The organism is Limnohabitans sp. 15K (assembly GCF_002778285.1).
Taxonomy (GTDB): domain Bacteria; phylum Pseudomonadota; class Gammaproteobacteria; order Burkholderiales; family Burkholderiaceae_C; genus Limnohabitans_A.
Genome location: NZ_NESM01000005.1, coordinates 99,971 through 122,486 on the forward strand (window position 1 = coordinate 99,971; position 22,516 = coordinate 122,486).

Consider the following 22,516-nt stretch of genomic DNA (forward strand, 5'->3'; position numbering starts at 1 on the left):
CCCCCTCATGGCTCTGGATACCTTTGAACGCAGTGCCCCGCCGATTTTTCGGCAGGGCTTGTCTGCGACCGCCAAGCTGGTATTGCTCTCCTTGCTGTCTGTCTTGTTGATGGCGTCCGACCACCGGTTCCAAATTTCACAACCCTTGCGATCGGGCATTGCCGTGGTGCTGGCCCCCTTGCAATGGTTGTCACTGCAGCCCGTGCGGGCGTTCAGTGGTTTGGGTGCGTACTTTGGCGATCTGGAGAAAGCCCAAGACGCGGCCCAGAACTTCCAGACCCGCACCATTGCCCAAGCCCAAAGGCTGCAGCAAGTGGAGCAGTTGGCCCAAGAAAATGCCCAGTTGCGTGAGTTGCTCGATTTGCGTTCGCAGTTTGCAGGACCCAGCAAGGCGGTCGAGGTGTTGTACGACACCGCCGACCCTTACACCGATCGCCTCGTGGTGGACCGTGGCTCGGTGGCGGGTTTGGTGCAAGGATCCGCTGTCATCGATGTGGGCGGTGTCGTGGGGCAAGTGACGCGGGTCTACCCCTTGGTCAGTGAGGTGACTTTGTTGACCGACCGCGGCCAAAGTATTCCCGTGATGAACGCGCGAACCGGCACGCGCCATGTGGCGATTGGCGATGCCAACTCGCAAGGCGGTGAGTTGGAGTTGAAATTTGTGCCCTCGGGCACCGACATCAAGTCGGGTGATTTGCTCACCACCAGTGGCATCGACGGCGTGTACCCGCCCGGTTTGCATGTGGGTCTGGTGAGCCACATCGACCGCCGGGTCGATTCTTCTTTTGCCCGGGTGCAAGCCACGCCGACGGCCAAACCCCGTGGCCGACATTTGCTGGTGCTGATGCCGGTCAAGGATTGGCCAGCGGTGCCCGTGGCCCCGCCTGAACCCAAGCGCAAAGGCAAGGGCCGAACCACTGCTTCAGGAGCCACGCCATGATCATGCCTGCAGGCCGTCCGCTCTTGCTGCCGGCCAACCCCCGGTTCATCGCTTTCACATTGATCTTGGGCCTGTTGCTGAACATGTTGTTGGGCTTGACGGGATGGCACTGGCTGCCCGATGTGCTGGCCATCGTGCTGGTTTTTTGGAATGTTTACCAGCCGCGTCGTGTGGGGATGGTCTTGGCCTTTGTCTTGGGCTTGGCGCTCGATGTGCACGAGTCGGCCCTGCTCGGGCAAAACGCTTTGTCGTATGTGGTGATCAGTGGCATCGCTTTGGCCGTTCAGCGGCGTTTGCTGTGGTTTCCGCTGCGCGAGCAAGCCCTGCAAATCGTGCCTTTGTTTGTGGTGGCCGCCTTGGTGGAGTGGGCCACGCGCTTGATCGTGCAGGACGCCTGGCCGCATTGGAGCCAGTTGTTGGCGCCATTTCTGCAGGCCGCTTTGTGGCCCTTGGTGGGCGCTTTGCTGCTTGCGCCGCAACGCCGTGCTTTTGACCCTGACAACATTCGGCCGCTTTGACCATGTCACTGTGGCTGCCTTCCCTTGCCGAGTTGCGTGACAGCCAGGCCGAACTTCACAGGTTCCGCGGGCGGGTCGCTGTCATGCAAATCGTCGTGCTGGTTTGCTTTTTGTTGTTGGTCGCCCGTTTGTCTTATTTGCAGATCGTGCGCCACGACGACTTGCTGGAGCAGGCGGAAAACAACCGCACAGCGGTGATCCCGACGGTGCCGCCTCGCGGCACCATCATGGACCGCAATGGGGTGGTGTTGGCCAGCAACTACTCGGCCTACACGCTGGAAATCACACCCTCCAGGGTGAATGACCTGGAAGCCACCATCGACGCTTTGGCCGAGGTGGTCGAAATCCAAGGTAAAGACCGTCGCCGCTTTAAACGCTTGCGCGAGGATTCGCGCAGTTTCGACTCCTTGCCCATCCGCACCCGTTTGAGCGACGAAGAGGTGGCCAAGTTCAGTGCGCAGCGTTACCGGTTCCCAGGCGTCGAAATCAAGGCCCGTCTGTTCAGGCAGTACCCCTATGGCGAGTTGGCCAGCCATGTGGTGGGCTACATCGGGCGCATCAACGTCAAAGAAAAGGAGCGCCTTGAAGAAGAGGACGACGCGGGCAACTACCGGGGCACCGAATACATCGGCAAGCTGGGTGTGGAGCAGCGCTACGAGCGCGAGCTGCATGGCATCACCGGAGTGAACCGGGTGGAGACTTCAGCCGGAGGACGGGCGACGCGCAGCTTGTCCAGCGACCTGGCCACGCCGGGACAAAACGTGGTGTTGTCGATCGACATCCAGCTGCAAAAAATGGTGGAAGACTTGTTTGGTAACCGCCGCGGTGCGCTCGTCGCCTTGGACCCGAACACGGGGGAGGTGCTGGCCTTTGTCAGCAAACCGACGTTCGACCCCAATTTGTTCGTGGACGGCATCGATGTCGAGAGCTGGCAAATGCTCAACGAGTCGATCGACAAGCCCTTACTCAACCGGGCATTGCGTGGCACCTACCCACCGGGCTCGACCTACAAACCCTTCATGGCCATGGCCGCTTTGTCGACGGGCAAGCGCAGTGCCAGCACCATCATCAACGACACGGGTTCCTGGACGTATGGGGGCCACACTTTCCGCAGCCACGGCGACAGCGGCTTGGGCCCGGTGGACATGGTGCGCTCGATTGTGTTGTCGAGCAACGTCTATTACTACTCGCTGGCCAACGAGATGGGGGTGGACGCCATCCATGACTTCATGAAGCCGCTGGGTTTTGGCCAGATCACCGGCATTGACTTGCCCGGCGAAGTGCGCGGCATCTTGCCCAGCACCGACTGGAAGCGCAACTATTACAAAAAGCCCGAACAAAAGAAGTGGTTCGGTGGCGAAACCATTTCATTGGGCATTGGCCAGGGCTACAACACCTTCACCATGCTGCAGCTGGCTTCGGCCACGGCCACGCTGGCCAATGCAGGGGTGCAGTTCAAACCCCGCGTGGTGACGGCCACACAAGACGCCTTGACCCATGCGCAAACCCAAGTCAATGCGTCAGAGCCTGTGAACCTGGGCTACAAGCCTGAGCACATGGAGGTCATTCGCAATGGTTTGGTGGGCGTGGTCACCTCCGGCACTTCGGCCCGAGTGTTTGCCGGGGCCGGTTACACCAGCGCGGGCAAAACCGGCACAGCCCAAGCGGTGACCATTGGGCAAAAGGACAAATACAACGCAGCCAACCTGTCGGAGTACCAGCGCGACCATGCTCTGTACATGGCGTATGCCCCGGCAGACAAACCCAAGATCGCCGTGGCAGTGGTGGTGGAAAACGCGGGCTTTGGCGCAGCTTCAGCGGCCCCTATTGCGCGGCGGGTGTTTGACTATTGGTTGCTGGGGCAATACCCCAGCGAAGAAGACATGGCAGCGACCCAAAAAGGCCAGACCGCCAGCCCGGTGGGTAAGCCACGCACCAAACAAGAGGTGCCGATTGAGCCCCGAAAACTGAACTGAATTTCAGTTCGGCCAGCTTTGCGCCAGTGACTTCAAGCCTCGGATCAGCATTTCCACGGAGATGGACACCAGAATCAGGCCCATCAAACGCTCAAAAGCCGAGACCACGCGCAAACCCACCACGCGCTGCAACCGTTCGGCCAGTAGCAGCACCACAGCACACGCCAGCATGGTCACCGACAATGCGGCCACCCACTCCATGCGCCTCTCGGGCGCTTGACTGACCAACAGCAACACGGTGGCCATGGCCGAAGGTCCTGCCAAAGCTGGAATGGCCAAAGGCACGATCAAGGGCTCAGCCAGGGGGACGGGTGTGTCTTGGGGTGGCGGCGGAAAAATCATGCGCAGCGCAATCAAGAACAGCACCACCGCACCGCCGATTTGCAAAGACACGTCCGACAGGCTCATGGCCTTCAGGAACGACTGACCCACAAACATGAAAGTGAGCAGCAAGCCAAAGGCGATCAAAACCTCGCGCACAATGACACGCGCCCGCCGCTCTGGCGGCACGGCCCGCAGCGTGTTGACAAAAATGGGAATATTGCCCAGCGGGTCGGTGATCAGCAGCAGCAAAATGGTGGCCGAAGCAAAGGTGTGCTCCATGCCCATCAGCTCGCGTAAACCGTGCTCAGGTCGGCAAAGCCTTTGACTTCAATCGGGTTGCCAAACGGGTCCATGAAAAACATGGTCCACTGCTCGCCCGGTTGTCCTTCAAAGCGCAGATGGGGTGCCACCACAAACTGGGTGTGGGCCGCTTGCAGGCGGTCGGCCAGCGCTTGCCAATCGTCTTTTTGCAAGACCAAGCCGAAGTGTGGCATAGGCACCAAGTGGTCGCCGACATGCCCCGTGAGGGTCGTTTTGAAAGGCTCGCCCAAGTGCAGGGAAATTTGGTGAGAGAAGAAGTCAAAGTCCACCCAAGTGTCGGTGGATCGCCCTTCCTGGCAACCGAGGACGCCGCCGTAAAAGCGACGCGCCTCGTCAAGGTCGGTGACGTGAAATGCGAAATGGAATAGGCTGTGCATGCCATAAAGCATATCAGCCAGTCATGCGCAGGGGCAGCCGGAAGAACCCGAATTCACCCATCTAGACCACACTGTGAAAAGTGCTCGTCTGAATCCTTGTTTAAGAATCAGCGGCGTTGTTCAGCCACGGTCTGGCAATTGATGCAGCGTTTGGCAGTCGGGTAAGCGCTCAGGCGCGCAGGCGGAATGGTCACGCCGCAGTCGGTGCACTGGCCATAGGTGCCCGCATCCATGCGTTCCAGTGCGGCTTCGATGTCTCCCAGCTCAGCCATGGCGTGTTCGTTCATGGCGAATTCGTCGTTGCGCCCCGAAAGGGCCTGGGCTTGGTCATCCAAACTGCGCACATCGTGTTCAGCGGCCATGTCCGCACGCGAGACCAGACCACCACGCTCTTGTGCGATGCGCTGCAGCAATTGCATGCGCTCATGCAAAAGGCGCTCGCGGTGGAAGGAGAGGGAGGGCGTGTTGGATGAAGTCATGGCTTCATCCTAGGCGCCTGGGGTGACGCGGTATTGATGTGGGTCAACCCCCGCTGCCGCGTGACGTCAGCCACGGGCCGGGGTAGATCCGCATCAGGTGCTCAGCCGCACAGACTCAGCTTTTGGCCTTCATGCGGGCCATCATCAACTCCATATTGGCTTTGCGGTCGGCGTTCACTTTTTGCATGTGCGGCCGCTCACCCATCATTTTCAGGTAATCGCGGGCAGGCAGTTCAGCCAAAAAGTCTTTGCCGTAAACCAGCTTGGTGGCGCCTGAGATCAAGGGAAAGTGCGTGACGGCTGCACAGTCGGCCAGCGTCAGGCTGTCGCCCGCCACAAAGGGCGAGAACTTGGCCAGCTTGGCAAAAGCAGCGATGTTTTTCTCGAGCTGAGCGCCGACTTTTTCTTTCACCGAGTCGCTCACCTTGCCGCCGAAAAACGCTTCGGGGTAGAGGTTGCGAGCGACCAATTCCAGGTGCAGGTCCAAAAACAGTGCCAACTCGCGCACCTTGGATGCGGCAAAGGGGTCTGCAGGCACCAAAGGGTTTTGAGGGTATTTTTGCTCGATGTATTCCAGCATCACGGCCGATTCGCACATCGCGCCATCTTCGGTCTTGAAGTAGGGCACTTTCCCCAAAGGACTGGCCACAGGGTCGGTCTCGCCAACCCAGACCAACTCTTCTTCAAATGGAATGCCTTTTTCGAGCAAGGCCAGTTTGATTTTGTTGTGGTAGTTGCTGCCAGCAAAGCCGCAGAGTTTGAGCATGGGGGGTTCTCCAAGGGTGTTTATCGTGGCAAAAGCTTAGCAACAGGCGGCGCTTTGGGGGGTCACGCAGATGACGGCGGGCGGGTCATGGGATAATTTCTGGCATGTCCAGCCTGCAAACCCTGCGCAACGCACACCTCATCACCCGCTTCGTGCTGGTGTGGTTTGCTTTGTTCATCGGGGTGGCTGTGGCCTCGCCCCTGGTCAAGCCGCAGACTTCGCAGATGGTCTGCTCGGCCATGGGCGGCATGAAGATGGTGTTGGACGATGCGAGCGACACGCCCATCGCCTCGGGCGGCATGGAATGTCCTTTGTGCAGCCAGATCGGCACCCCGCCGTCACCTGAAGTGGCCAGCACGCCAACTTTGGACGCATTGGCCTATGCCCTGCGCCCCATCCCGTCGGCCCACATCGCCTGGCTGACCGGCACCCCGCTGCCGCCGCGCGGCCCGCCTGCACTTTCCTGAACTTTCGCCTTGTCGCCGCCGCGGTGAGATCCGCTTGGCCGCGTCGCTCGTGTTTCGTTTTCAGGAATTTTCATGCGCAAAACCCGCATCGCCTTGGGCCTGGCCCTGGCTTACCCCTTCGTCATCTCCGCCCAATCAGCCGACAACGCCCCCAGCAAAGAAGTGGGCGTGGTCACCATCGTCAGCAAGCAACCCACCTCCCTGCCCACCCAGATTCCGGCCACGATGGAGGGCATCACGGCCGCGCAGATCGAGCAGAACATCAACGCCACCGACAGCGAAGATGCGCTCAAGTATTTCCCCAGCCTCTTGGTGCGCAAGCGCTACAACGGCGACTACAACCACGCCATCTTGTCCAGCCGCGCCTCGGGCACAGGCAACAGCACCCGCTCGGCGGTGTATGCCGACGGCATTTTGCTGAGCAATTATTTGGGCAACGGCGTCAGCGGCCTGAGCTTTCCGCCGCGCTGGGGCATGGTCACCCCCGAAGAAATCGAGCGTGTGGACGTGATGTACGGCCCGTTTTCTGCGGCTTACCCAGGCAACTCGGTGGGCGCGGTGGTCGAGTACACGACCAAAATGCCCGAAAAACTCGAAGGCTCGGTCAAAGTGGGCTACGCCCACCAACCCTTTGACCTGTACAACACCCATGCCACTTATGGCGGCTGGCAGTCCAGCGCGTCCTTGGGCAGCCGCTCGGGCGACTGGTCGTGGTTTGTCAACTTGAACCACACCGACAGCCAGGGCCAGCCCCTGACCTTTGCCACGCGCACTGTGAGCACAGGTACCGTGGGCTCGGCAGGCACGGCGGTGACGGGTGCAGTTGCAGGCTTGAACAGTGCGAATGTGCCCTGGCAAATCTTGGGTGCGGCCACGCAGTACCACACGGTGCAGGACCATGCGAAGGTCAAAGTCGCTTATGACTTCACCCCCACCGTGCGTGCCACTTACTCGCTGGGCATCTGGCAAAACACGTCTGAAGGCCGACCACAGTCTTATCTGACGAACGCCGCAGGGCAGTCGGTCACCAGCGGCATCATCAACATCGGTGGCCGCAGCTACGCGGCGCTCAACGGCGGTGACTTGCCCCTGACCAACGAAAAGCTCACCCACACCCTGCATGGCCTCTCGGTCAAGAGCCGCACGCAAGGCACCTTCGACTGGGAAGTGGCCGCCAGCTTGTACGACTATGGCTCGGACACCAAGCGCCAGAATGCTGGCAGCAACACCCTGCCCAACGCCGCAACAGGCGGCGCGGGCACCATCGCCGACGGCTCGGGCACGGGTTGGAACAACCTGGCTTTGCGGGGCACTTGGCGCCCGCAAGGACCCAAAGGCGAGCACGTTGTGGATTTTGGCGCGCAGCAAGACAGCTACAGACTCCGTTACCTGACCTCTAACATGGCCGGCAACTGGACCACCGACGCTGCGGGCAGCGTGGCGAGTGAAGTGGGCGGCCGCACCCAGCTGCAAAGCCTGTACGCGCAAGACACTTGGCGCTTTGCCCCTGACTGGCGCGCCGTACTGGGCTTGCGGGCGGAACACTGGAGCGCCACACAAGGTTTGACGCGCTTCTCTGCCAGCAGCAGCCAAGCATTTGCGGACCGCAGTGAGAACCACTTGTCCCCCAAAGTGGCCTTGTCCAAAAAGGTGGCAGAGGACGCCTTTGTCAAATACGCCGTGGGCCGTGCGGTGCGCATGCCCACCGTGAACGAGTTGTACGGGGCCACTTCCACCACCAACTCGCAGTACATCAACGACCCGAACCTGCGTCCTGAAAAATCGTGGACCCAGGAGCTGAGCTACGAGAAGAACCTGGACAAAGCCCAGTGGCGTCTGACTGCATTTGCCGAAGACACACAAGACGGCATCTACTCGCAATCGGTGATTGACGCGACCGCAGGCAACCGCACCATCAGCCGTGTTCAAAACGTGGACCGCATCCAGACCCGTGGCTTGGAGGGCGCTTTTACCGTCAACGGTTTGGGTTTGCCGGGGCTGGACCTGACGGGCAGCGTCACCTATGCCGACTCGCTGATCCAGGCCAATCAGGGTTTTGTGGCCACGCCCGGTGACACCCTGGGCAAAATGCAGCCCAACATCCCCAAGTGGCGAGCGACTTTGTTGGCGGCGTACCGCTGGAATGCCGCCTGGACCAGTTCTGTGGCCGTGCGCCACAGTGGGCAGCAGTTCCGCACGCTCAACAACTCGGACGTGAATGGTTACTCCTACATGGGCGTGAGCCCATTCACCACGGTGGACGTGCGTGCCCGTTGGCAGATCAGCCCCAAGTTGGTCGCAGCCTTTGGCATCGACAACCTGAACAACAACAAGTACTGGAATTTCCACCCCTACCCTCAGCGCAGCTACACGGCTGAGTTGAAAGCGAACTTTTAACAAGGAACGGTCATGAACACATTTTTCAAAGTCATTGGGGCCGCTGCCATCGTTGTAGGCGGCGCGGCTTCGGCACACACTGTGCTCGAATACCAAGTGGCCACAGCCGGTCAAAGTTACAAAGCCACATTCAAGGTGGGCCACGGCTGCGGTGCATCACCTACAAGGCAAATCTTGGTGGACATTCCTGCGGGCGTGCAGGGCGCCAAGCCCATGCCCAAGGCGGGCTGGCGGCTGGAGGTCACCCGCGAGAAGCTGGCGCAGCCTTACACCAGCCATGGCCGCAGCATCACCGAAGACGTGACGCGCATCAGCTGGACCGCCAAAACCGCCGAAGACATGCTGCCCAACGGCCATTACGACGAATTTGTCTTGGTGGGAACTTTGCCCAGCAAGGCGGGCATGATGTATTGGCCTGTGCAACAGTTGTGCGAACAGGGCCGCAACGACTGGACTGACATCCCCAAAGCAGGGCAAAAGCTGCATGACCTGAAGTCGCCTGCTGCCGCGCTGGAAATCATGCCTTCGGCTGGCGCAGGTGCGCACGCCCATTGACCTAACCGATTCACCTCACTGATGGAGAAAACGATGCAAAAGACATTCAAACAAGCCGCATGGCTTTTACTGGGCTTGTTCGCCGCCAGCACCACCTTTGCTCAGGTCAAGGTCGATGGCGCCTGGGCGCGTGCCACGGTGCAGGGCCAAAAAGCCACAGGGGCTTTCATGAAGCTCACCGCACCCCAGGCCACCCGACTGGTGGCAGTGTCCACCCCTGTGGCTGGCGTGGCCGAGATCCATGAAATGAAAATGGACGGTGGTGTCATGAAAATGCGTGCCCTGCCTGCGCTGGACTTGCCCGCCAAACAAGCGGTTGAACTCAAACCCGGCAGTTACCACCTGATGTTGATGGACCTGAAGGCCCCGCTGATGAAAGACGGCAGCTTGGCTTTGACCTTGACCTTCAAAGACGCCAAGGGCGTGGAAACCCAGCAGCAAATCACGGTGCCTGTGAGTTCGGGCATGCCGCAAGAGGCGGCACACGGACAGCACAAGCATTGACCTGCACCCATTTGAGGTGCGAAAGCGCAGGGCGCGGATTTCAGCTTAAGCGGTGATCTTTGGGATGGCCGATGCCTGGGTTTTTCATAGCCCAAGCGCTCTATAGATGGTTAAGTCATTTGAAAATGACAAAACAGTTCTTTGAGTTTTAAAGGTTGGCTTCCAGAATCCATTCCATCAAATTCTGATGCGAATGTTCTGGATCCTCATGAAAACCCATCGCCGCTTTTTCCATCTCCTGGCCTTCGCCGCTATCGGCTTGACCGCGCTGAGCGCCCAGGCCCAAGCCCCTGTCAGCCTGCTCAACGTGTCTTATGACCCGACCCGCGAGCTGTACGTCGAATTCAACAAGGCCTTTGCCGCCCACTGGAAAGCCAAAACAGGCCAAGAGCTGAGCTTCAAGCAGTCGCACGGTGGCTCGGGCAAACAAGCCCGTTCCATCATCGACGGCCTGGATGCCGACGTCGCCACGCTGGCGCTGGCCGGTGACACCGACGCGCTGCACAAAAACGGCAACCTGATTCCCAAAGACTGGCAAAAGCGTCTGCCGCACAACAGCTCGCCCTACACTTCGACCATCGTGCTGGTGGTGCGCCAAGGCAACCCCAAAGGCATCAAAGACTGGGACGACCTGGTCAAGCCCGGCATCAGCGTCATCACACCCAACCCCAAAACATCGGGCGGTGCCCGCTGGAACTACCTCGCCGCCTGGGAATTCGCCAAGCGCAAATTGGGCAGTGACGACAAAGCCAAAGACTTTGTGGCCGCACTCTACAAAAACGTGCCGGTGCTGGACACGGGTGCCCGGGGCTCGTCCATCACCTTCGCACAGCGCAACCAGGGTGATGTGTTCATCTCTTGGGAAAACGAAGCCAACTTGTTGGAAAAAGAATTCGGCAACAAGGTGGACGTGGTGTACCCCTCCATCAGCATCCTGGCCGAGCCCGCTGTGACCGTGGTCGACAAAAACGTGGACCGCAAAGGTACCCGCGCTGTGTCCCAGGCCTATCTGGAATACCTCTACACCGACGAAGGCCAAGACATCGCAGGCAAACACTTCTACCGCCCAATCTCGCCCAAGGCCCAGGCCAAATACGCCAAACAGTTCCCCAAATTGAACCTGTTCACCATCGACCAGGCCTTTGGCGGCTGGGAAAAAGCCGACAAAGCCCACTTTGCCGATGGCGGCAGCTTCGACCAGATTTACACCAAGAAATGATCGGCTGCGGTTTGCAAATGGGTCTCTATATCTTGATATCCATATAAGCAAACTACAAATGATTCGTTTGAGATTAAAGGCAAGACTTCCACAATCGCGCTCTTCCGTTTTATTTGCAACCGATTGGACACCGCATGAAACAACTCTCCCGCATCACTTTGGCGACGGTTTTGGCCCTGTCGGGTCTGTCGGTCAGCGCCCAGACCCTGCTCAATGCTTCGTATGACGTAGCGCGCGAGTTTTACAAGGACTACAACGCCGCTTTTGTGGCGCATTACAAAAAGACCACGGGCAAGGACATCAAGATTGACCAGGCCCATGGCGGCTCCAGCGCACAGGCTCGCGCTGTGAACGACGGCTTGGACGCCGATGTGGTGACCATGAACACCACCACCGATGTGGACTTTTTGGCCAGCACCGGCTTGGTGGCCAAAGACTGGAACAAGCGGTTCCCGCAAAACGCATCGCCCACCACTTCGACCATGCTGTTCCTCACGCGCAACGGCAACCCCAAAGGCATCAAGGATTGGGACGATCTAATCAAGCCCGGCATCAAGGTGATCGTGGTCAACCCCAAAACCGGTGGCAATGGCCGCATGGCTTATCTGGCGGCCTGGGGCTATGTGAAGAAGAAGGGCGGCTCGGATGCAGACGCGGCCGAATTCGTGAGCAAGCTGTACAAGAACGTCCCCGTGTTGGCCAAAGGCGGGCGTGACGCCACCACCATCTTCTTGCAACGCAACCAAGGCGATGTGCTGGTAACGTTTGAATCTGAAGTGGTGTCGGTGGACAATGAATTTGGTGCGGGCAAGGTCGATGCCGTGCACCCGTCCATCAGCATCGTGGCGGAGAACCCCGTGGCCGTGGTGGAACGAACTGTGGCCAAAAAAGGGACAGGCGAGTTGGCCAAGGCCTATCTGGATTACCTCTATTCAGAAGAAGCCCAAGAAATCGCGGCCAAGCATGCGCTGCGCCCCCGTTCGCAAACGGTGTTGAAGAAACACAGCAAGACCTTCAAGCCTTTGCAGCTGTTCACCGTGAACGAGGTGTTCGGCTCTTTCGCAGATGCCCAAAAGGTGCATTTCAACGACGGTGGTCAGTTCGACAAGCTCTACACCGTCAAATAAGTTTCTCCCATGACCGCATTGCCCATTGCGGCGCCAGCCAAACGGCGGGCGCCAGCCAAGGTGTTGCCCGGGTTCAATTTGACCCTGGGCTTCACGATTTTTTATCTGAGTCTGATCGTGCTGATCCCCCTGTCGGCGCTGGTCTTCAAAACCTTCACCTTGACGTGGGACCAGTTCGTCACCGCCGTCACCGGCCCACGGGTCATGGCGTCTTACCGACTGACTTTTGGCGCATCGCTGATTGCCGCGCTGGTGAATGTGGTGTTTGGCTTGCTGGTGGCGTGGGTGCTGGTGCGGTACGACTTTTTCGGCAAAAAGATCGTGGATGCGCTGGTGGATTTGCCCTTTGCCTTGCCCACGGCAGTGGCGGGCATTTCGCTGACCGCGCTTTTGGCGGGCAATGGCTGGGTCGGTCAATACCTGGAGCCGCTGGGCATTGTGCTGGCCTTCAACCCCAATGGCGTGGTGATCGCGCTGATTTTCATCGGCCTGCCGTTTGTGGTGCGAACCGTTCAGCCTGTGCTCGAAGACACTGAAAAAGAGCTCGAAGAAGCCGCCACATGTCTGGGCGCCACGCGCTGGCAGACCTTCACCAAGGTGATCTTCCCGTCGATCGCGCCTGCGCTGCTCACCGGCTTTGCCATGGCATTTGCGCGGGCCATTGGGGAATACGGCTCGGTCATTTTCATCGCGGGCAACATGCCCATGATTTCTGAAATCACGCCCCTCATCATCATCGGCAAGCTCGAGCAGTACGACTACGCAGGGGCCACTGCGGTGGCCTTGGTCATGCTGGTCTTTTCTTTTGTCTTGCTGTTGATCATCAACGCCTTGCAAACATGGCAACGCCGCCGATCAGGAGCACCCGTATGAGCACCGCCATGACCTCCAAGAAAGTCCAGGCGGGCACCACCGAGGCTCGCTGGATCCGTTACAGCCTGATCGGGCTGGCCCTGACTTTCATGTTTTTGTTTTTGGTTTTGCCCTTGGCGGCGGTGTTCACCGAAGCTTTGCGCAAAGGCCTGGATGCTTACCTCGAAGCCCTCAAGGAGCCCGATGCCTGGTCGGCCATTCGCCTGACGCTGATCACCGCTGCGATTGCGGTGCCCATGAACCTGGTGTTTGGTGTGGCGGCCGCTTGGGCCATTGCCAAATACGAGTTCAAAGGCAAGTCGGTGCTGACCACCTTGGTGGACTTGCCGTTTTCGGTCTCGCCCGTGGTGGCCGGTCTGATTTATGTGCTGATGTTCGGTGCGCAGGGCTGGTTTGGACCTTGGTTGCAGGCCCACGACATCAAAATCATTTTTGCCGTGCCTGGCATCATTTTGGCCACGGTGTTTGTGACCTTTCCTTTCATTGCACGCGAGCTGATTCCGCTCATGCAAGCGCAAGGCAATGACGAAGAACAAGCCGCCATCGTGTTGGGCGCCACAGGCTGGCAGACCTTTTGGTATGTGACGCTGCCCAACATCAAGTGGGGCCTGATTTACGGTGTCATCTTGTGCAATGCCCGGGCCATGGGCGAGTTTGGTGCGGTGTCGGTGGTCTCGGGCCATATCCGCGGCCAAACCAACACCATGCCACTGCATGTAGAAATTTTGTACAACGAGTACCAGTCGGTGGCGGCCTTTGCCGTGGCGTCTTTGCTGGCCTTGCTGGCGCTGGTCACCTTGCTCATCAAGTCGGTGATCGAGTGGCAGCACGAAAAAGACATGAAAGCCTCGGCCGACACGCCCCCTGAGCGTCCTTTGGCATCGACCCCTGACGCCCTCGTCTGAACCCGACGGAAAGCATTTGAACCATGAGCATCGAAATCCGTAACGTCAACAAGCAGTTTGGCGACTTCACTGCGCTGAACAATGTCAGCCTCGACATCGAGTCGGGCGAACTGGTCGCGCTGCTGGGCCCATCGGGCTGCGGCAAGACCACGCTGCTGCGCATCATCGCGGGCCTGGAAACAGCCGACCAAGGCACCATCGCCTTCAGTGGTGCTGATACGACGCATGTGCATGTGCGCGAGCGCCAAGTGGGCTTTGTGTTTCAGCACTACGCCTTGTTCCGCCACATGACGGTGTTCGAGAACGTCGCCTTTGGCCTGCGCGTCAAGCCGCGCAAAGAGCGCCCACCAGAAGCCGAAATCAAACGCAAAGTGCACGAGTTGCTGGGCCTGGTGCAGCTTGATTGGTTGGCTGACCGCTACCCCTCACAGCTGTCGGGCGGGCAGCGCCAGCGCATTGCCTTGGCCCGCGCCTTGGCGGTGGAGCCCAAAGTGCTGCTGCTGGATGAGCCTTTTGGTGCCTTGGATGCCAAGGTGCGCAAAGAACTGCGCCGCTGGTTGCGCCGCTTGCATGACGAGTTGCATGTGACCAGCATTTTTGTGACGCACGACCAGGAAGAAGCCCTGGAAGTGGCCGACCGCGTGGTGCTGATGAACAAAGGCAACATCGAGCAGATCGGTTCGCCACAAGATGTGTGGGACCACCCGGCCAGCCCTTTTGTGTATGGCTTTTTGGGCGATGTGAACCTGTTCCATGGCCGTGCGCACGAAGGCGAAATGCTCATCGGTGCCGACCAACACGCCATTCGTTTGGACACGCCGGAACATGGCCAAGTGCAAGACGCCAAGGCTTTTGCCTATGTGCGTCCACACGACCTGGATGTGACCCGCTACACGCCGGGTGCTGCCAACACGGGCATTGTGGCCAAACTGACCCGCGCCATCGTGGTGGGACCTGTGGCCCGGCTGGAGCTCGAGCCCGTGGAAGCAGGCATGTTTGGCAAAGACGCCATCATCGAAGCCCAGCTGTCGGCATCGCAATACCGCCAACAGGACTTCAAAGAAGGCGAAACCTTGGTGCTGACACCGCGCAAGGCGAGGGTGTTTGTGGAGGGGTAAAAGACTCTTCGGGTAAGCTTTGCAGAACACTTTCCAAGGAACTGCCATGAGCGAACCTTCTGCCTTTGGTTTTGGCCAATTTGTGCCGGGCTTTGACTTTTTACAAAATCTGTCCAAAACCTCAGCCCAAGCCCAGCCCGCTGCGGCCGCTGGGATGCCCGGTATGGCCAGCTGGGTGGCGCCCACGCTCAGCATCGAAGACATTGACAAACGCATTCAAGAGTTGAAGTCGGTGCTGTTTTGGCTCGAGCAAAACACCACAGCGCTCAAGGCCACCATCCAGGCGATGGAAGTGCAAAAGATGACGCTGTCCACACTGCAGACCATGAATGTGAGCATGGCGGATTTGGCCAAGGCCTTCACAGCAAAAGCGCCCGGATCCACATCTGCACCGTCACCTGCACCTGAGCCGCAGGCTGCCGCGCCACAACCCGTTGCACCGAAAGTTGCACCGGAGCCAGAACCCGTTCAGTCGGCACCTGATCAGCCAGAACCCCCATCTGCTGGGTCAGCTTCGGCCAAACCCGCCGTCGATCCGATGCAGTGGTGGGGCGCATTGACCCAGCAGTTTCAAAACATTGCCGCTGCCGCCGTCAAAGACGTGGCCGCGGAAGCACTGAAGACGGGCATGACGGCCAAGGGTGCCAGCACGGCAGCAGGCAGTGCCAAATCCCCGGCAGCCAAAAAGGCTGCTGCTAAAAACCCCACAGCAAATAAATCTACGGTAAAAAAAGCCACTCCGGCCAAAACCAAACCGGTCGCCAAATCTGCGCCCCGCAAGGCCGTCTCTAAGCGCAAAACACCATGAAGCTTTTCCCCTACGGTCACGCCACCCATCCCCAGTGGCGCATGGCTGCAGGTTTGGTGCTGGCCCAGCTGCAGGCCCAAATGAGCTTGCCCGACTACGCCAGCCAGCCCCGCTTGGGGCTGCTTTACATCACCGACCACTACGCACCCGAAGCGCAAGCCCTGCTGGACCACCTGCGCCAGGCCTTGCCCCAGGTGCCCGATTGGGCGGGCACCGTGGGCATTGGTGTGGCGGTGAACAACGCCGAGTACTTTGACGAACCCGCCATGGCGCTCATGTTGTGCGACCTGACGCCAGAGCAATACCGCGTGTTTTCGGGTGTCTCGCCCTTGCCTTCGGGTTGGGCCGATGCCGCTTTGGTGCATGCCGACCCGAACACGCCCGATTTGGCCGAGCTGATTGGCGAGATGGCTGAACGCACGCAACAAGGCTATTTGTTTGGGGGCCTCAGTGCCAGCCGAACCCGCAGTGTGCAGTTTGCGGTGCGGGCCGAAGACGCTGGCGGCCAAGAGGTGCACGGCGGTGTGCTGGAAGGTGGCTTGAGCGGTGTGGCATTTGCGCCTGATGTGGCCTTGTTGTCGCGCGTCACGCAGGGCTGCCAGCCGGTAGCGCCCGAGAGAGAGATCACCGAATCCGAAGGCCATGTGGTCCTCAAGCTGGCAGGTGATCCTGCGCTGGATGCGCTGCTGAGTGACCTCAACATCAGTCTGAAAGACCCACAAAAAGCCATTGCGGTGGTTCGCTCTACGCTGGTGGGCTTGAGTGCACCCGGGCATTCGGGCGTGGGCCGAGCGGGCAACTTGGGCAGCGATGTGCGGGTGCGCCACATCATTGGCTTGGACCCTTTGCGCCAAGGTGTCGCGATCGCCGAGCACCTGGAACCCGGCATGCTGCTCACGTTTTGCAAGCGCGATGTCCAAGCGGCCCGCGCCGATTTGGTGCGGGTGTGCGCCGAAATCCGCGAAGCGTTGGAACCCGAGATGCTGTCCATCGAGGCCATCAACGCCCTGAGCGACGACCCGGTGCCCACGGTGCCCCAAGCAGGTCAGCGCATTGCGGGCGCAGTCTACGTGAGCTGCACCGGGCGCGGTGGCCCGCACTTTGGCGGGCCCAGCGCCGAGATGCAGATCATTCGACATGCCTTGGGCGATGTGCCGCTGGTGGGGTTTTTTGCCGCTGGCGAGATTGCGCGCAAGCAGCTGTATGGCTACACCGGGGTGCTGACGGTGTTCACGACCGATTGAGGCTCAGTTTCTGGCACAGGCCATGCAGCGAAATGGCCTGAATGTCTGACGCAAGGGGGTAGGACTCCTGTCCCGGGTAGACCACCCATTTTTGGCTGGGCTTCAGATCGTTGCAGGCACTGTGAAAGCCGCGCTCCACTTTGGGGGCGCTGCTGCGTTTGATCTCGATGGCCCAGAGTTCACCGCCCGGCCAGGCCAGTAGCAAATCAATTTCCGCGCCACCACTCGTTCTGTAAAAGTAGCCAGTGACACCCGCAGGCACGCAAGCCAGAAGGGTTTCAATGCAATACCCCTCCCAACTGGCGCCCACAACCATGTGCGAAAGCAAACTTTCTTTGGACTCGATGTTCAGCAGCGCATGCACCAGACCACTGTCACGCACATAGATTTTGGGGGCCTTGACCAAGCGTTTGCCGGTGTTGGTGTACCAAGGAGCGAGCCTACGCACCAGCAGCAAGTCACACAACAGGTCGATGTAACTTTGCGCTGTTTTGGCATCTACACCCAGATTGCGTGCCAGCTGGGCCACGTTGAGCATGCCGCCTTGATGGTGGGCCAGCATGGTCCAGAAGCGGCGCAGTGTTTCAGCGGCGATGCGTGGCCCAAATTGAGGAATGTCCCGCTCCAGATAGGTGCGGATGAAATTTTCTCGCCAGCGCAGGCTGCGGTCATCGCTGGGAGCGGTCAGGCTTTCCGGAAAACCACCCCGCAGCCACAAGGCGTCCGTGGTTTCCTGCCCCGTCTCCAGCACATTCAAGGTGCCAAGCTCCAGATAAGCGGTACGACCGGCCAGTGTTTCCCCCGATTGATGCAGCACATCCAGGCTGGCCGAGCCCAGTAACAAATACTGCCCGGATGTCTGGCACATTCGCCTGGCTTGGTCAATCAAGCCGCGCAGCACCGGAAACAAGCCCGGTGCCCGGTGCACTTCGTCCAGAATCACCAGCTTGTCCAAATGACTTTCCAGATACAACTCGGCTTGGGCCAGCTTGCTGCGATCCCGTTCGGATTCCAGGTCGAGATAGACGTGTGGGATGTTGCGCGCCACTTCCAGTGCCAAGGTGGTTTTGCCCACCTGCCGGGGGCCGAGCAAGGCCACGGCCGGTGAAAACTGGAGTTCTTCACTCAGTAAAGCTTGTAAATGGCGTTTAAACATCCTTGCAATTATGGAGTTTCATTCCATGATTTGCAAGGATGAAATGCTGAAAGCTTGTGTTTTCCCGTTCCAAATCGTGCGCTGGAGGTTCGTGCCATCGACACATGCGTTCGAAGGTGCATCGGCTCCTTATGCTTTCCAGATGCCCGGCCTGCTAATCTGAGCGGACATGGCACACACCTTTCCCGTGAAACGCATTCTTTCTTTCTGGCCTGCCATCGCCATCTGGGCGGTTTTTGCCGTGCTCATGGTGGCGCTCGATGGCGTCTGGAGCCTGGGCAATCTGGCTTTGCTGCTGGTGCTGTGCAGCACGCTGGCCAGCTTTTGGTTGTCGGCGGCCGTGTCGGTGGTGGTGTCGGCCGCCGCGGTGGCCTGGTTCAATTGGTTTGCCGTGCCGCCGCGCTTCACTTTCCATGTCGAGCTGCACCAAGATGTGTTGCTGCTGGTGACGCTGCTGTGCACCAGCAGCGTGATCAGCGTCCTCATGGCCCGCTTGCGCAGCCACGCCCTGATGCAAGAGCAGGTGGCCGAGCAGGCGCGGCGCCAGCAAACGCTGGCCACGCAACTGCAGCAAGCAGCCAGCGTGCCCGATCAAGTGCGCGTGGCCCAGGCGCTGCTGTCCGACTGGACCGGGTGCGCCGTCTCCTTGCTGCTGCAGCGGCCCGAACTGGGCGACGCGTGGTTCGGTCCAGCCGCTCAGACCGAACCCCCAACGGCCTTGCGGCAGCAGCTGGTCGCCTGCATTCAGGAGCAAAGCGCCATCGGTCCGGGCACAGGGCGGTATGAGAACCTGTCTGCGTTGGTCTTGCCTTTGCGCGCCGGGGTGCGCGTGATCGGTGCGCTGGCGCTGGACCCCGAGCCTGTGCGCGAGCCGCCCGTGGCACTGGCCGCTTTGCAAAATTTGGCCCGGCTTCTGGCGGATGAGATCGAGCGCCTGCAGTCGCGCCAGCAAGCGCAGCAGGCCCACGAACATTTGCAGACCCAGCAGTTGCGCAACACTTTGCTGGCGGCCATTTCGCACGACTACCGCACACCGCTGGCCACCATCACCGGAGCCGCTTCGGCCATGGCGCAGCAGGCCGCGCAGGTGCATGACCCGCGCACAGAACAGCAAGCCCAGACCATCCTGGCCGAGGCGGGGCATTTGCACCGCATGACCACCCACACCTTGCAACTGGCGCGGCTGGATGGCCTGGACGCGCCTTTGCAATGCAGCTGGGAGTCGGTTGAAGAACTCTGGGGCGTGGTGTTGGCCTCGGCCCGCAGACGCTACCCTGAACGCACCTTGCAGGCCGATGTGCCGCCAGGTTTGCCCTTGCTGTGGTGCGAGCCCATCTTGCTGGTGCAGTTGTTTGAAAACCTGGTGGACAACGCCATCCACTACAGCCCGGCCGACGCGCCCGTGCGACTGCAGGCGCGGCAAGTGGACGGGGCCATCGAGATGGCTGTGATGGACCGGGGCGTGGGCATCCCCCCCGAGTGGCACGACAAAGTTTTTGATCCGTTTTTCCGCATGCAAAGTGCCGAGCGCCCCGACCCGAACCAAGACGCCATGGCCCGCCGTGGCATGGGGCTGGGCTTGGCGCTGTGCCGCGCGGTGGCCAAAGCGCACGAGGCAAAAATCTGGATCCAGGCGCGAGAGGGTGGCGGCACCGTGGTGCGCTTGCACATGCCCTTGCGGAGCCAACCTGTGGCGCAATCCGAGGAGTCCGACGCATGAGCATGCATGTGCTGTTGGTGGAGGACGACCGGGCACTGCGCCAGACGCTGCAGTCGGCACTCGAGACCGAGGGCTACGCCGTCACCGGTTCGGGCAGTTGCGCCGATGCCCTGGCCCTGTTGGTGCACCACCCGCAACCGTTTGACCTGGTGGTGCTGGATCTGGGTCTGCCCGATGCCGATGGCAGTGAGCTGCTGGCCTGGGTTCGCCAGCACCGCAGTTTGCCCGTGCTGGTGATCTCGGCCCGCCACGACGATGCGGGCAAAGTGCGCCTGCTGGACGCCGGGGCCGACGACTACCTGGTCAAACCCTTCAGCGTTCAGGAATTGCTGGCCCGCATGCGTGTGAGCTTGCGACATCGAGGCGTGCAAGTGCAGACCCCGGTGACGCATTACGAGGTGGGCGGCTTGCAGATCGATCTGGCGCGGCACACGGTGCAGCTGCATGGGCAGGCGGTGCGCTTGACGCCGACCGAATTCAAGCTGCTCGCCCGCCTGGCTCGCCAAGCGGGTCAAGTGGTCACGCACCGCCAGCTGCTGCTGGATGTGTGGGGGGCAGAGCATGTGGACCAGGTGCACTACTTGCGCCTGTACATGGGCCAATTGCGGGCCAAGCTCGAAGCCGTTCCGGCCGAGCCATGTTGGCTGCTGACCGAGCCGGGTGTGGGCTACAAATTGGCCGAAGCAGAGGACTGAACTCAAGGTCACGGGCGCATCCAGGGCCTGATGCGCACTGATGCTCACTTATGCGTTCCTGATGCGCACCCAGGCAAGCTGTGGCTTCGTTCACTATTGGCACCCGACATGTCTGCTTCTGCTGTGTCTTCTTCCGATCCCCAGGGGTCTGCTCACAACGCCCGTCATGGACTGGGCGCACTCACGCTGGCCGCGCTGGGCGTGGTCTATGGCGACATCGGCACCAGCCCGCTGTACACCGTCAAAGAGGTGTTTGCGCCGCACACCGGGGTGGCGCTCAATGCGCACAACATCATTGGCGTGGTGTCCGTCATCTTGTGGGCCCTGATGCTGGTGGTCACGCTCAAATACGTGATCCTCATCCTGCGGGCCGACAACCGGGGCGAAGGCGGCGGCTTGGCGCTGACTGCCTTGGCGGCGCGTGCCGTGCAGGACTCGCCGCGTTTGCGCAAGGTCTTGCTTTTGCTGGGCTTGTTTGGCGCCACGCTGTTTTATGGCGACAGCATCATCACCCCCGCGATTTCGGTCATTGGCGCGATCGAAGGCATCGAAATCATCACGCCCGCGATGACGCCTTATGTGGTGCCTCTGTCTGTGGTGGTGTTGCTGGGCTTGTTTGCCGTGCAACGCTTTGGCACGCATTCGGTGGGGCGCTTTTTTGGTCCAGTGATCGTGCTGTGGTTCGTGACCCTGGGGGCATTAGGTGTGGTGCACATCGCACGCGAGCCTGCCATCTTGCAGGCCCTCAACCCAGTGCACGCCTGGCACTTTTTGATCGAGCGCGGTCCGCTGGTGTTGGCTGCTGTGGGTGCCATTGTCTTGGCCTTGACGGGTGCGGAAGCGCTGTACGCCGACATGGGCCACTTTGGGCGCAAGCCCATCCAATTGGCCTGGACGACCTTGGTGTTGCCCGGCTTGGCACTGAACTACATGGGCCAAGGCGCTTTGCTGATGCAAGACCCCTCCGCACTGGAGAACCCCTTCTACCGCATGTTTCCCGAGTCCTGGATGGTGGGCGCGGTGGTACTGTCCACGCTGGCGGCGATCATCGCTTCGCAGGCGGTGATTTCGGGCGCGTATTCCATGACACGGCAAGCCATCTTGTTGGGTTTTTTGCCGCGCATGGACATCCACTTCACCTCAGAAAAAGAGTCGGGCCAAATTTTCATCCCGGCGGTCAACCGCGCTTTGCTGGTGGGCGTGGTGCTGGCCGTGCTGGCGTTCAAAAGCTCGTCGGCGCTGGCCGGTGCCTATGGCATTGCCGTCACGCTGACCATGGCCATCACCACAGCACTGACGTTTTTTGTGGTCTACAAAGTCTGGAAGATGCCTTTGGCGCTGGCGCTGGGGGCCACGGGCTTTTTCCTGGTGGTGGACTTGTTTTTGTTCGCAGGTTGCGCCATCAAGCTGTGGGACGGCGGCTGGTTCCCGCTGGCCATGGGCTTGATGCTGTTCCTGTTCATGACCACCTGGGCGCGTGGCCGCGAGTTGCTGGTTGAGACCATCCGGCAAGACGGTTTGGAGTTGAACGCCTTCATCGAGATGCTGGAAGCCCATCCGCCGCACAGCGTGCCACGCACGGCGGTCTACCCAGTGGCCAATCCTGAGACGGTGCCGCAAGCCATGCTGCACAACATCAAGCACAACCAGGTTTTGCACGAGAAAAACGTGATCCTCACCGTGCTGTTTGACGAAGTGCCTTGGGTGTCCGAGCAGAACCGTTTGCAGGTGGAGCCACTCGGCCAACACTTCTGGCGCGTGGTGGTGCGCTACGGCTTCATGAACAACCCTGACATACCTCAGGCCCTGACCGGTTGCGCAGCCCATGGGCTGAACATCTCCGCGTTTGAGACCACCTATTTCCTCAGCCGCGAAACCGTGGTGTCCACACCTGGCACAGGCATGGCGCAGTGGCGCGAAAAGCTGTTCGCCGCCATGAACCGCAATGCAGGCGGCGTGGTGGAGTTCTTCCGCTTGCCCGACAACGCCGTGGTCGAACTGGGCACGCGGGTGCAGATTTGAACCCG

The 22,516-nt window shown here is 60.1% G+C and carries 22 protein-coding genes; 17 read left to right on the forward strand and 5 right to left on the reverse strand.

Features of this window, described 5'->3' with window-relative positions:
• The first annotated feature begins 7 nt into the window (after window positions 1-7).
• From mreC to mrdA, 3 genes are read left to right on the forward strand one after another with little or no spacing between them, the layout of a single operon-like run.
• Window positions 8-940 carry a rod shape-determining protein MreC gene (gene mreC / locus B9Z40_RS15125; protein ID WP_100174198.1) on the forward strand — a complete coding sequence of 311 codons (933 nt, stop codon included), beginning with the start codon at window positions 8-10 and terminating at the stop codon, window positions 938-940.
• Window positions 937-1,458 (forward strand): rod shape-determining protein MreD, encoded by a 522-nt coding sequence (gene mreD, locus B9Z40_RS15130; RefSeq protein WP_100174199.1) that lies wholly within the window; start codon window positions 937-939, stop codon window positions 1,456-1,458. Before mreC ends, mreD begins: the two co-directional genes overlap by 4 nt.
• Window positions 1,459-1,460: 2 nt before the next feature.
• On the forward strand, window positions 1,461-3,434 hold the full coding sequence (gene mrdA / locus B9Z40_RS15135) for a penicillin-binding protein 2 (RefSeq protein ID WP_100174200.1): 1,974 nt from the start codon (window positions 1,461-1,463) through the stop codon (window positions 3,432-3,434).
• A 3-nt stretch (window positions 3,435-3,437) separates the two neighbouring features.
• Here the strand turns inward: mrdA and B9Z40_RS15140 are convergent, their stop codons facing one another.
• The 4 genes from B9Z40_RS15140 to B9Z40_RS15155 all read right to left on the reverse strand — a co-directional run bounded on the left by B9Z40_RS15140 (window position 3,438) and on the right by B9Z40_RS15155 (window position 5,701).
• The gene (locus B9Z40_RS15140; RefSeq protein ID WP_100174269.1) at window positions 3,438-4,037 is read right to left on the reverse strand and encodes a MarC family protein; all 600 of its coding nucleotides are present in this window, start codon (window positions 4,035-4,037) and stop codon (window positions 3,438-3,440) included.
• Window positions 4,038-4,042: 5 nt separating this feature from the next.
• Complete coding sequence (locus B9Z40_RS15145; protein WP_100174270.1) at window positions 4,043-4,456, reverse strand: VOC family protein; 414 nt, start codon at window positions 4,454-4,456, stop codon at window positions 4,043-4,045.
• A 107-nt stretch (window positions 4,457-4,563) separates the two neighbouring features.
• Complete coding sequence (locus B9Z40_RS15150) at window positions 4,564-4,935, reverse strand: TraR/DksA C4-type zinc finger protein (RefSeq protein ID WP_199172579.1); 372 nt, start codon at window positions 4,933-4,935, stop codon at window positions 4,564-4,566.
• A 115-nt stretch (window positions 4,936-5,050) separates the two neighbouring features.
• Window positions 5,051-5,701: a glutathione S-transferase gene (locus tag B9Z40_RS15155; protein WP_100174202.1), complete on the reverse strand. Its 651-nt coding sequence runs from the start codon at window positions 5,699-5,701 to the stop codon at window positions 5,051-5,053.
• Window positions 5,702-5,805: 104 nt separating this feature from the next.
• On the opposite strand from B9Z40_RS15155, the gene B9Z40_RS15160 reads away from it, so the two are divergent.
• The 11 genes from B9Z40_RS15160 (at window position 5,806) to B9Z40_RS15210 (ending at window position 16,918) form a co-directional block, all read left to right on the forward strand.
• Window positions 5,806-6,168, forward strand: coding sequence for a DUF2946 family protein (locus tag B9Z40_RS15160; protein WP_100174203.1), 363 nt, complete (start codon window positions 5,806-5,808; stop codon window positions 6,166-6,168).
• A 72-nt stretch (window positions 6,169-6,240) separates the two neighbouring features.
• The gene (locus B9Z40_RS15165; RefSeq protein WP_100174204.1) at window positions 6,241-8,565 is read left to right on the forward strand and encodes a TonB-dependent receptor; all 2,325 of its coding nucleotides are present in this window, start codon (window positions 6,241-6,243) and stop codon (window positions 8,563-8,565) included.
• A 12-nt stretch (window positions 8,566-8,577) separates the two neighbouring features.
• Window positions 8,578-9,120: a YcnI family protein gene (locus B9Z40_RS15170; protein WP_100174205.1), complete on the forward strand. Its 543-nt coding sequence runs from the start codon at window positions 8,578-8,580 to the stop codon at window positions 9,118-9,120.
• A 33-nt stretch (window positions 9,121-9,153) separates the two neighbouring features.
• The gene (locus B9Z40_RS15175) at window positions 9,154-9,624 is read left to right on the forward strand and encodes a copper chaperone PCu(A)C (RefSeq protein WP_100174271.1); all 471 of its coding nucleotides are present in this window, start codon (window positions 9,154-9,156) and stop codon (window positions 9,622-9,624) included.
• A 208-nt stretch (window positions 9,625-9,832) separates the two neighbouring features.
• Window positions 9,833-10,843, forward strand: coding sequence for a sulfate ABC transporter substrate-binding protein (locus tag B9Z40_RS15180; protein ID WP_100174272.1), 1,011 nt, complete (start codon window positions 9,833-9,835; stop codon window positions 10,841-10,843).
• A 134-nt stretch (window positions 10,844-10,977) separates the two neighbouring features.
• On the forward strand, window positions 10,978-11,970 hold the full coding sequence (locus B9Z40_RS15185; protein WP_100174206.1) for a sulfate ABC transporter substrate-binding protein: 993 nt from the start codon (window positions 10,978-10,980) through the stop codon (window positions 11,968-11,970).
• 9 nt (window positions 11,971-11,979) lie between these two features.
• A complete protein-coding gene (gene cysT / locus B9Z40_RS15190; RefSeq protein WP_100174207.1) occupies window positions 11,980-12,843 on the forward strand; it encodes a sulfate ABC transporter permease subunit CysT in 864 nt (287 codons plus the stop codon).
• The gene (gene cysW / locus B9Z40_RS15195) at window positions 12,840-13,748 is read left to right on the forward strand and encodes a sulfate ABC transporter permease subunit CysW (RefSeq protein WP_100174208.1); all 909 of its coding nucleotides are present in this window, start codon (window positions 12,840-12,842) and stop codon (window positions 13,746-13,748) included. The genes cysT and cysW overlap by 4 nt, the downstream gene beginning before the upstream one ends.
• A 23-nt stretch (window positions 13,749-13,771) precedes the next feature.
• Window positions 13,772-14,866 carry a sulfate/molybdate ABC transporter ATP-binding protein gene (locus tag B9Z40_RS15200; protein ID WP_100174209.1) on the forward strand — a complete coding sequence of 365 codons (1,095 nt, stop codon included), beginning with the start codon at window positions 13,772-13,774 and terminating at the stop codon, window positions 14,864-14,866.
• 46 nt (window positions 14,867-14,912) lie between these two features.
• Entirely contained in the window at window positions 14,913-15,674 is a 762-nt protein-coding gene (locus tag B9Z40_RS15205) for a PhaM family polyhydroxyalkanoate granule multifunctional regulatory protein (protein WP_100174210.1), read from the forward strand.
• Window positions 15,671-16,918, forward strand: coding sequence for an FIST N-terminal domain-containing protein (locus B9Z40_RS15210; RefSeq protein ID WP_100174211.1), 1,248 nt, complete (start codon window positions 15,671-15,673; stop codon window positions 16,916-16,918). Before B9Z40_RS15205 ends, B9Z40_RS15210 begins: the two co-directional genes overlap by 4 nt.
• On the opposite strand, the gene B9Z40_RS15215 is transcribed toward B9Z40_RS15210, so the two are convergent.
• Complete coding sequence (locus tag B9Z40_RS15215) at window positions 16,905-18,074, reverse strand: ATP-binding protein (protein ID WP_100174212.1); 1,170 nt, start codon at window positions 18,072-18,074, stop codon at window positions 16,905-16,907. The genes B9Z40_RS15210 and B9Z40_RS15215 overlap by 14 nt on opposite strands.
• Before the next feature lie 187 nt (window positions 18,075-18,261).
• Here B9Z40_RS15215 and B9Z40_RS15220 point away from each other — a divergent pair, with 187 nt between their 5' ends.
• From B9Z40_RS15220 to B9Z40_RS15230, 3 genes are all read left to right on the forward strand, one after another.
• On the forward strand, window positions 18,262-19,794 hold the full coding sequence (locus B9Z40_RS15220; protein WP_158238110.1) for an ATP-binding protein: 1,533 nt from the start codon (window positions 18,262-18,264) through the stop codon (window positions 19,792-19,794).
• The gene (locus B9Z40_RS15225; protein ID WP_100174214.1) at window positions 19,791-20,489 is read left to right on the forward strand and encodes a response regulator; all 699 of its coding nucleotides are present in this window, start codon (window positions 19,791-19,793) and stop codon (window positions 20,487-20,489) included. Before B9Z40_RS15220 ends, B9Z40_RS15225 begins: the two co-directional genes overlap by 4 nt.
• Before the next feature lie 108 nt (window positions 20,490-20,597).
• Entirely contained in the window at window positions 20,598-22,511 is a 1,914-nt protein-coding gene (locus B9Z40_RS15230; protein ID WP_100174215.1) for a potassium transporter Kup, read from the forward strand.
• Window positions 22,512-22,516 lie beyond the last annotated feature (5 nt).

Bases quoted from the DNA above. Each gene is read 5' to 3' on its own strand.
- mreC (WP_100174198.1), top strand. From the start codon at position 8: ATGGCTCTGGATACCTTTGAACGCAGTGCCCCGCCGATTTTTCGGCAG.
- mreD (WP_100174199.1), top strand. From the start codon at position 937: ATGATCATGCCTGCAGGCCGTCCGCTCTTGCTGCCGGCCAACCCCCGG.
- mrdA (WP_100174200.1), top strand. From the start codon at position 1,461: ATGTCACTGTGGCTGCCTTCCCTTGCCGAGTTGCGTGACAGCCAGGCC.
- B9Z40_RS15140 (WP_100174269.1), bottom strand. From the start codon at position 4,037: ATGGAGCACACCTTTGCTTCGGCCACCATTTTGCTGCTGCTGATCACC.
- B9Z40_RS15145 (WP_100174270.1), bottom strand. From the start codon at position 4,456: ATGCACAGCCTATTCCATTTCGCATTTCACGTCACCGACCTTGACGAG.
- B9Z40_RS15150 (WP_199172579.1), bottom strand. From the start codon at position 4,935: ATGACTTCATCCAACACGCCCTCCCTCTCCTTCCACCGCGAGCGCCTT.
- B9Z40_RS15155 (WP_100174202.1), bottom strand. From the start codon at position 5,701: ATGCTCAAACTCTGCGGCTTTGCTGGCAGCAACTACCACAACAAAATC.
- B9Z40_RS15160 (WP_100174203.1), top strand. From the start codon at position 5,806: ATGTCCAGCCTGCAAACCCTGCGCAACGCACACCTCATCACCCGCTTC.
- B9Z40_RS15165 (WP_100174204.1), top strand. From the start codon at position 6,241: ATGCGCAAAACCCGCATCGCCTTGGGCCTGGCCCTGGCTTACCCCTTC.
- B9Z40_RS15170 (WP_100174205.1), top strand. From the start codon at position 8,578: ATGAACACATTTTTCAAAGTCATTGGGGCCGCTGCCATCGTTGTAGGC.
- B9Z40_RS15175 (WP_100174271.1), top strand. From the start codon at position 9,154: ATGCAAAAGACATTCAAACAAGCCGCATGGCTTTTACTGGGCTTGTTC.
- B9Z40_RS15180 (WP_100174272.1), top strand. From the start codon at position 9,833: ATGAAAACCCATCGCCGCTTTTTCCATCTCCTGGCCTTCGCCGCTATC.
- B9Z40_RS15185 (WP_100174206.1), top strand. From the start codon at position 10,978: ATGAAACAACTCTCCCGCATCACTTTGGCGACGGTTTTGGCCCTGTCG.
- cysT (WP_100174207.1), top strand. From the start codon at position 11,980: ATGACCGCATTGCCCATTGCGGCGCCAGCCAAACGGCGGGCGCCAGCC.
- cysW (WP_100174208.1), top strand. From the start codon at position 12,840: ATGAGCACCGCCATGACCTCCAAGAAAGTCCAGGCGGGCACCACCGAG.
- B9Z40_RS15200 (WP_100174209.1), top strand. From the start codon at position 13,772: ATGAGCATCGAAATCCGTAACGTCAACAAGCAGTTTGGCGACTTCACT.
- B9Z40_RS15205 (WP_100174210.1), top strand. From the start codon at position 14,913: ATGAGCGAACCTTCTGCCTTTGGTTTTGGCCAATTTGTGCCGGGCTTT.
- B9Z40_RS15210 (WP_100174211.1), top strand. From the start codon at position 15,671: ATGAAGCTTTTCCCCTACGGTCACGCCACCCATCCCCAGTGGCGCATG.
- B9Z40_RS15215 (WP_100174212.1), bottom strand. From the start codon at position 18,074: ATGTTTAAACGCCATTTACAAGCTTTACTGAGTGAAGAACTCCAGTTT.
- B9Z40_RS15225 (WP_100174214.1), top strand. From the start codon at position 19,791: ATGAGCATGCATGTGCTGTTGGTGGAGGACGACCGGGCACTGCGCCAG.
- B9Z40_RS15230 (WP_100174215.1), top strand. From the start codon at position 20,598: ATGTCTGCTTCTGCTGTGTCTTCTTCCGATCCCCAGGGGTCTGCTCAC.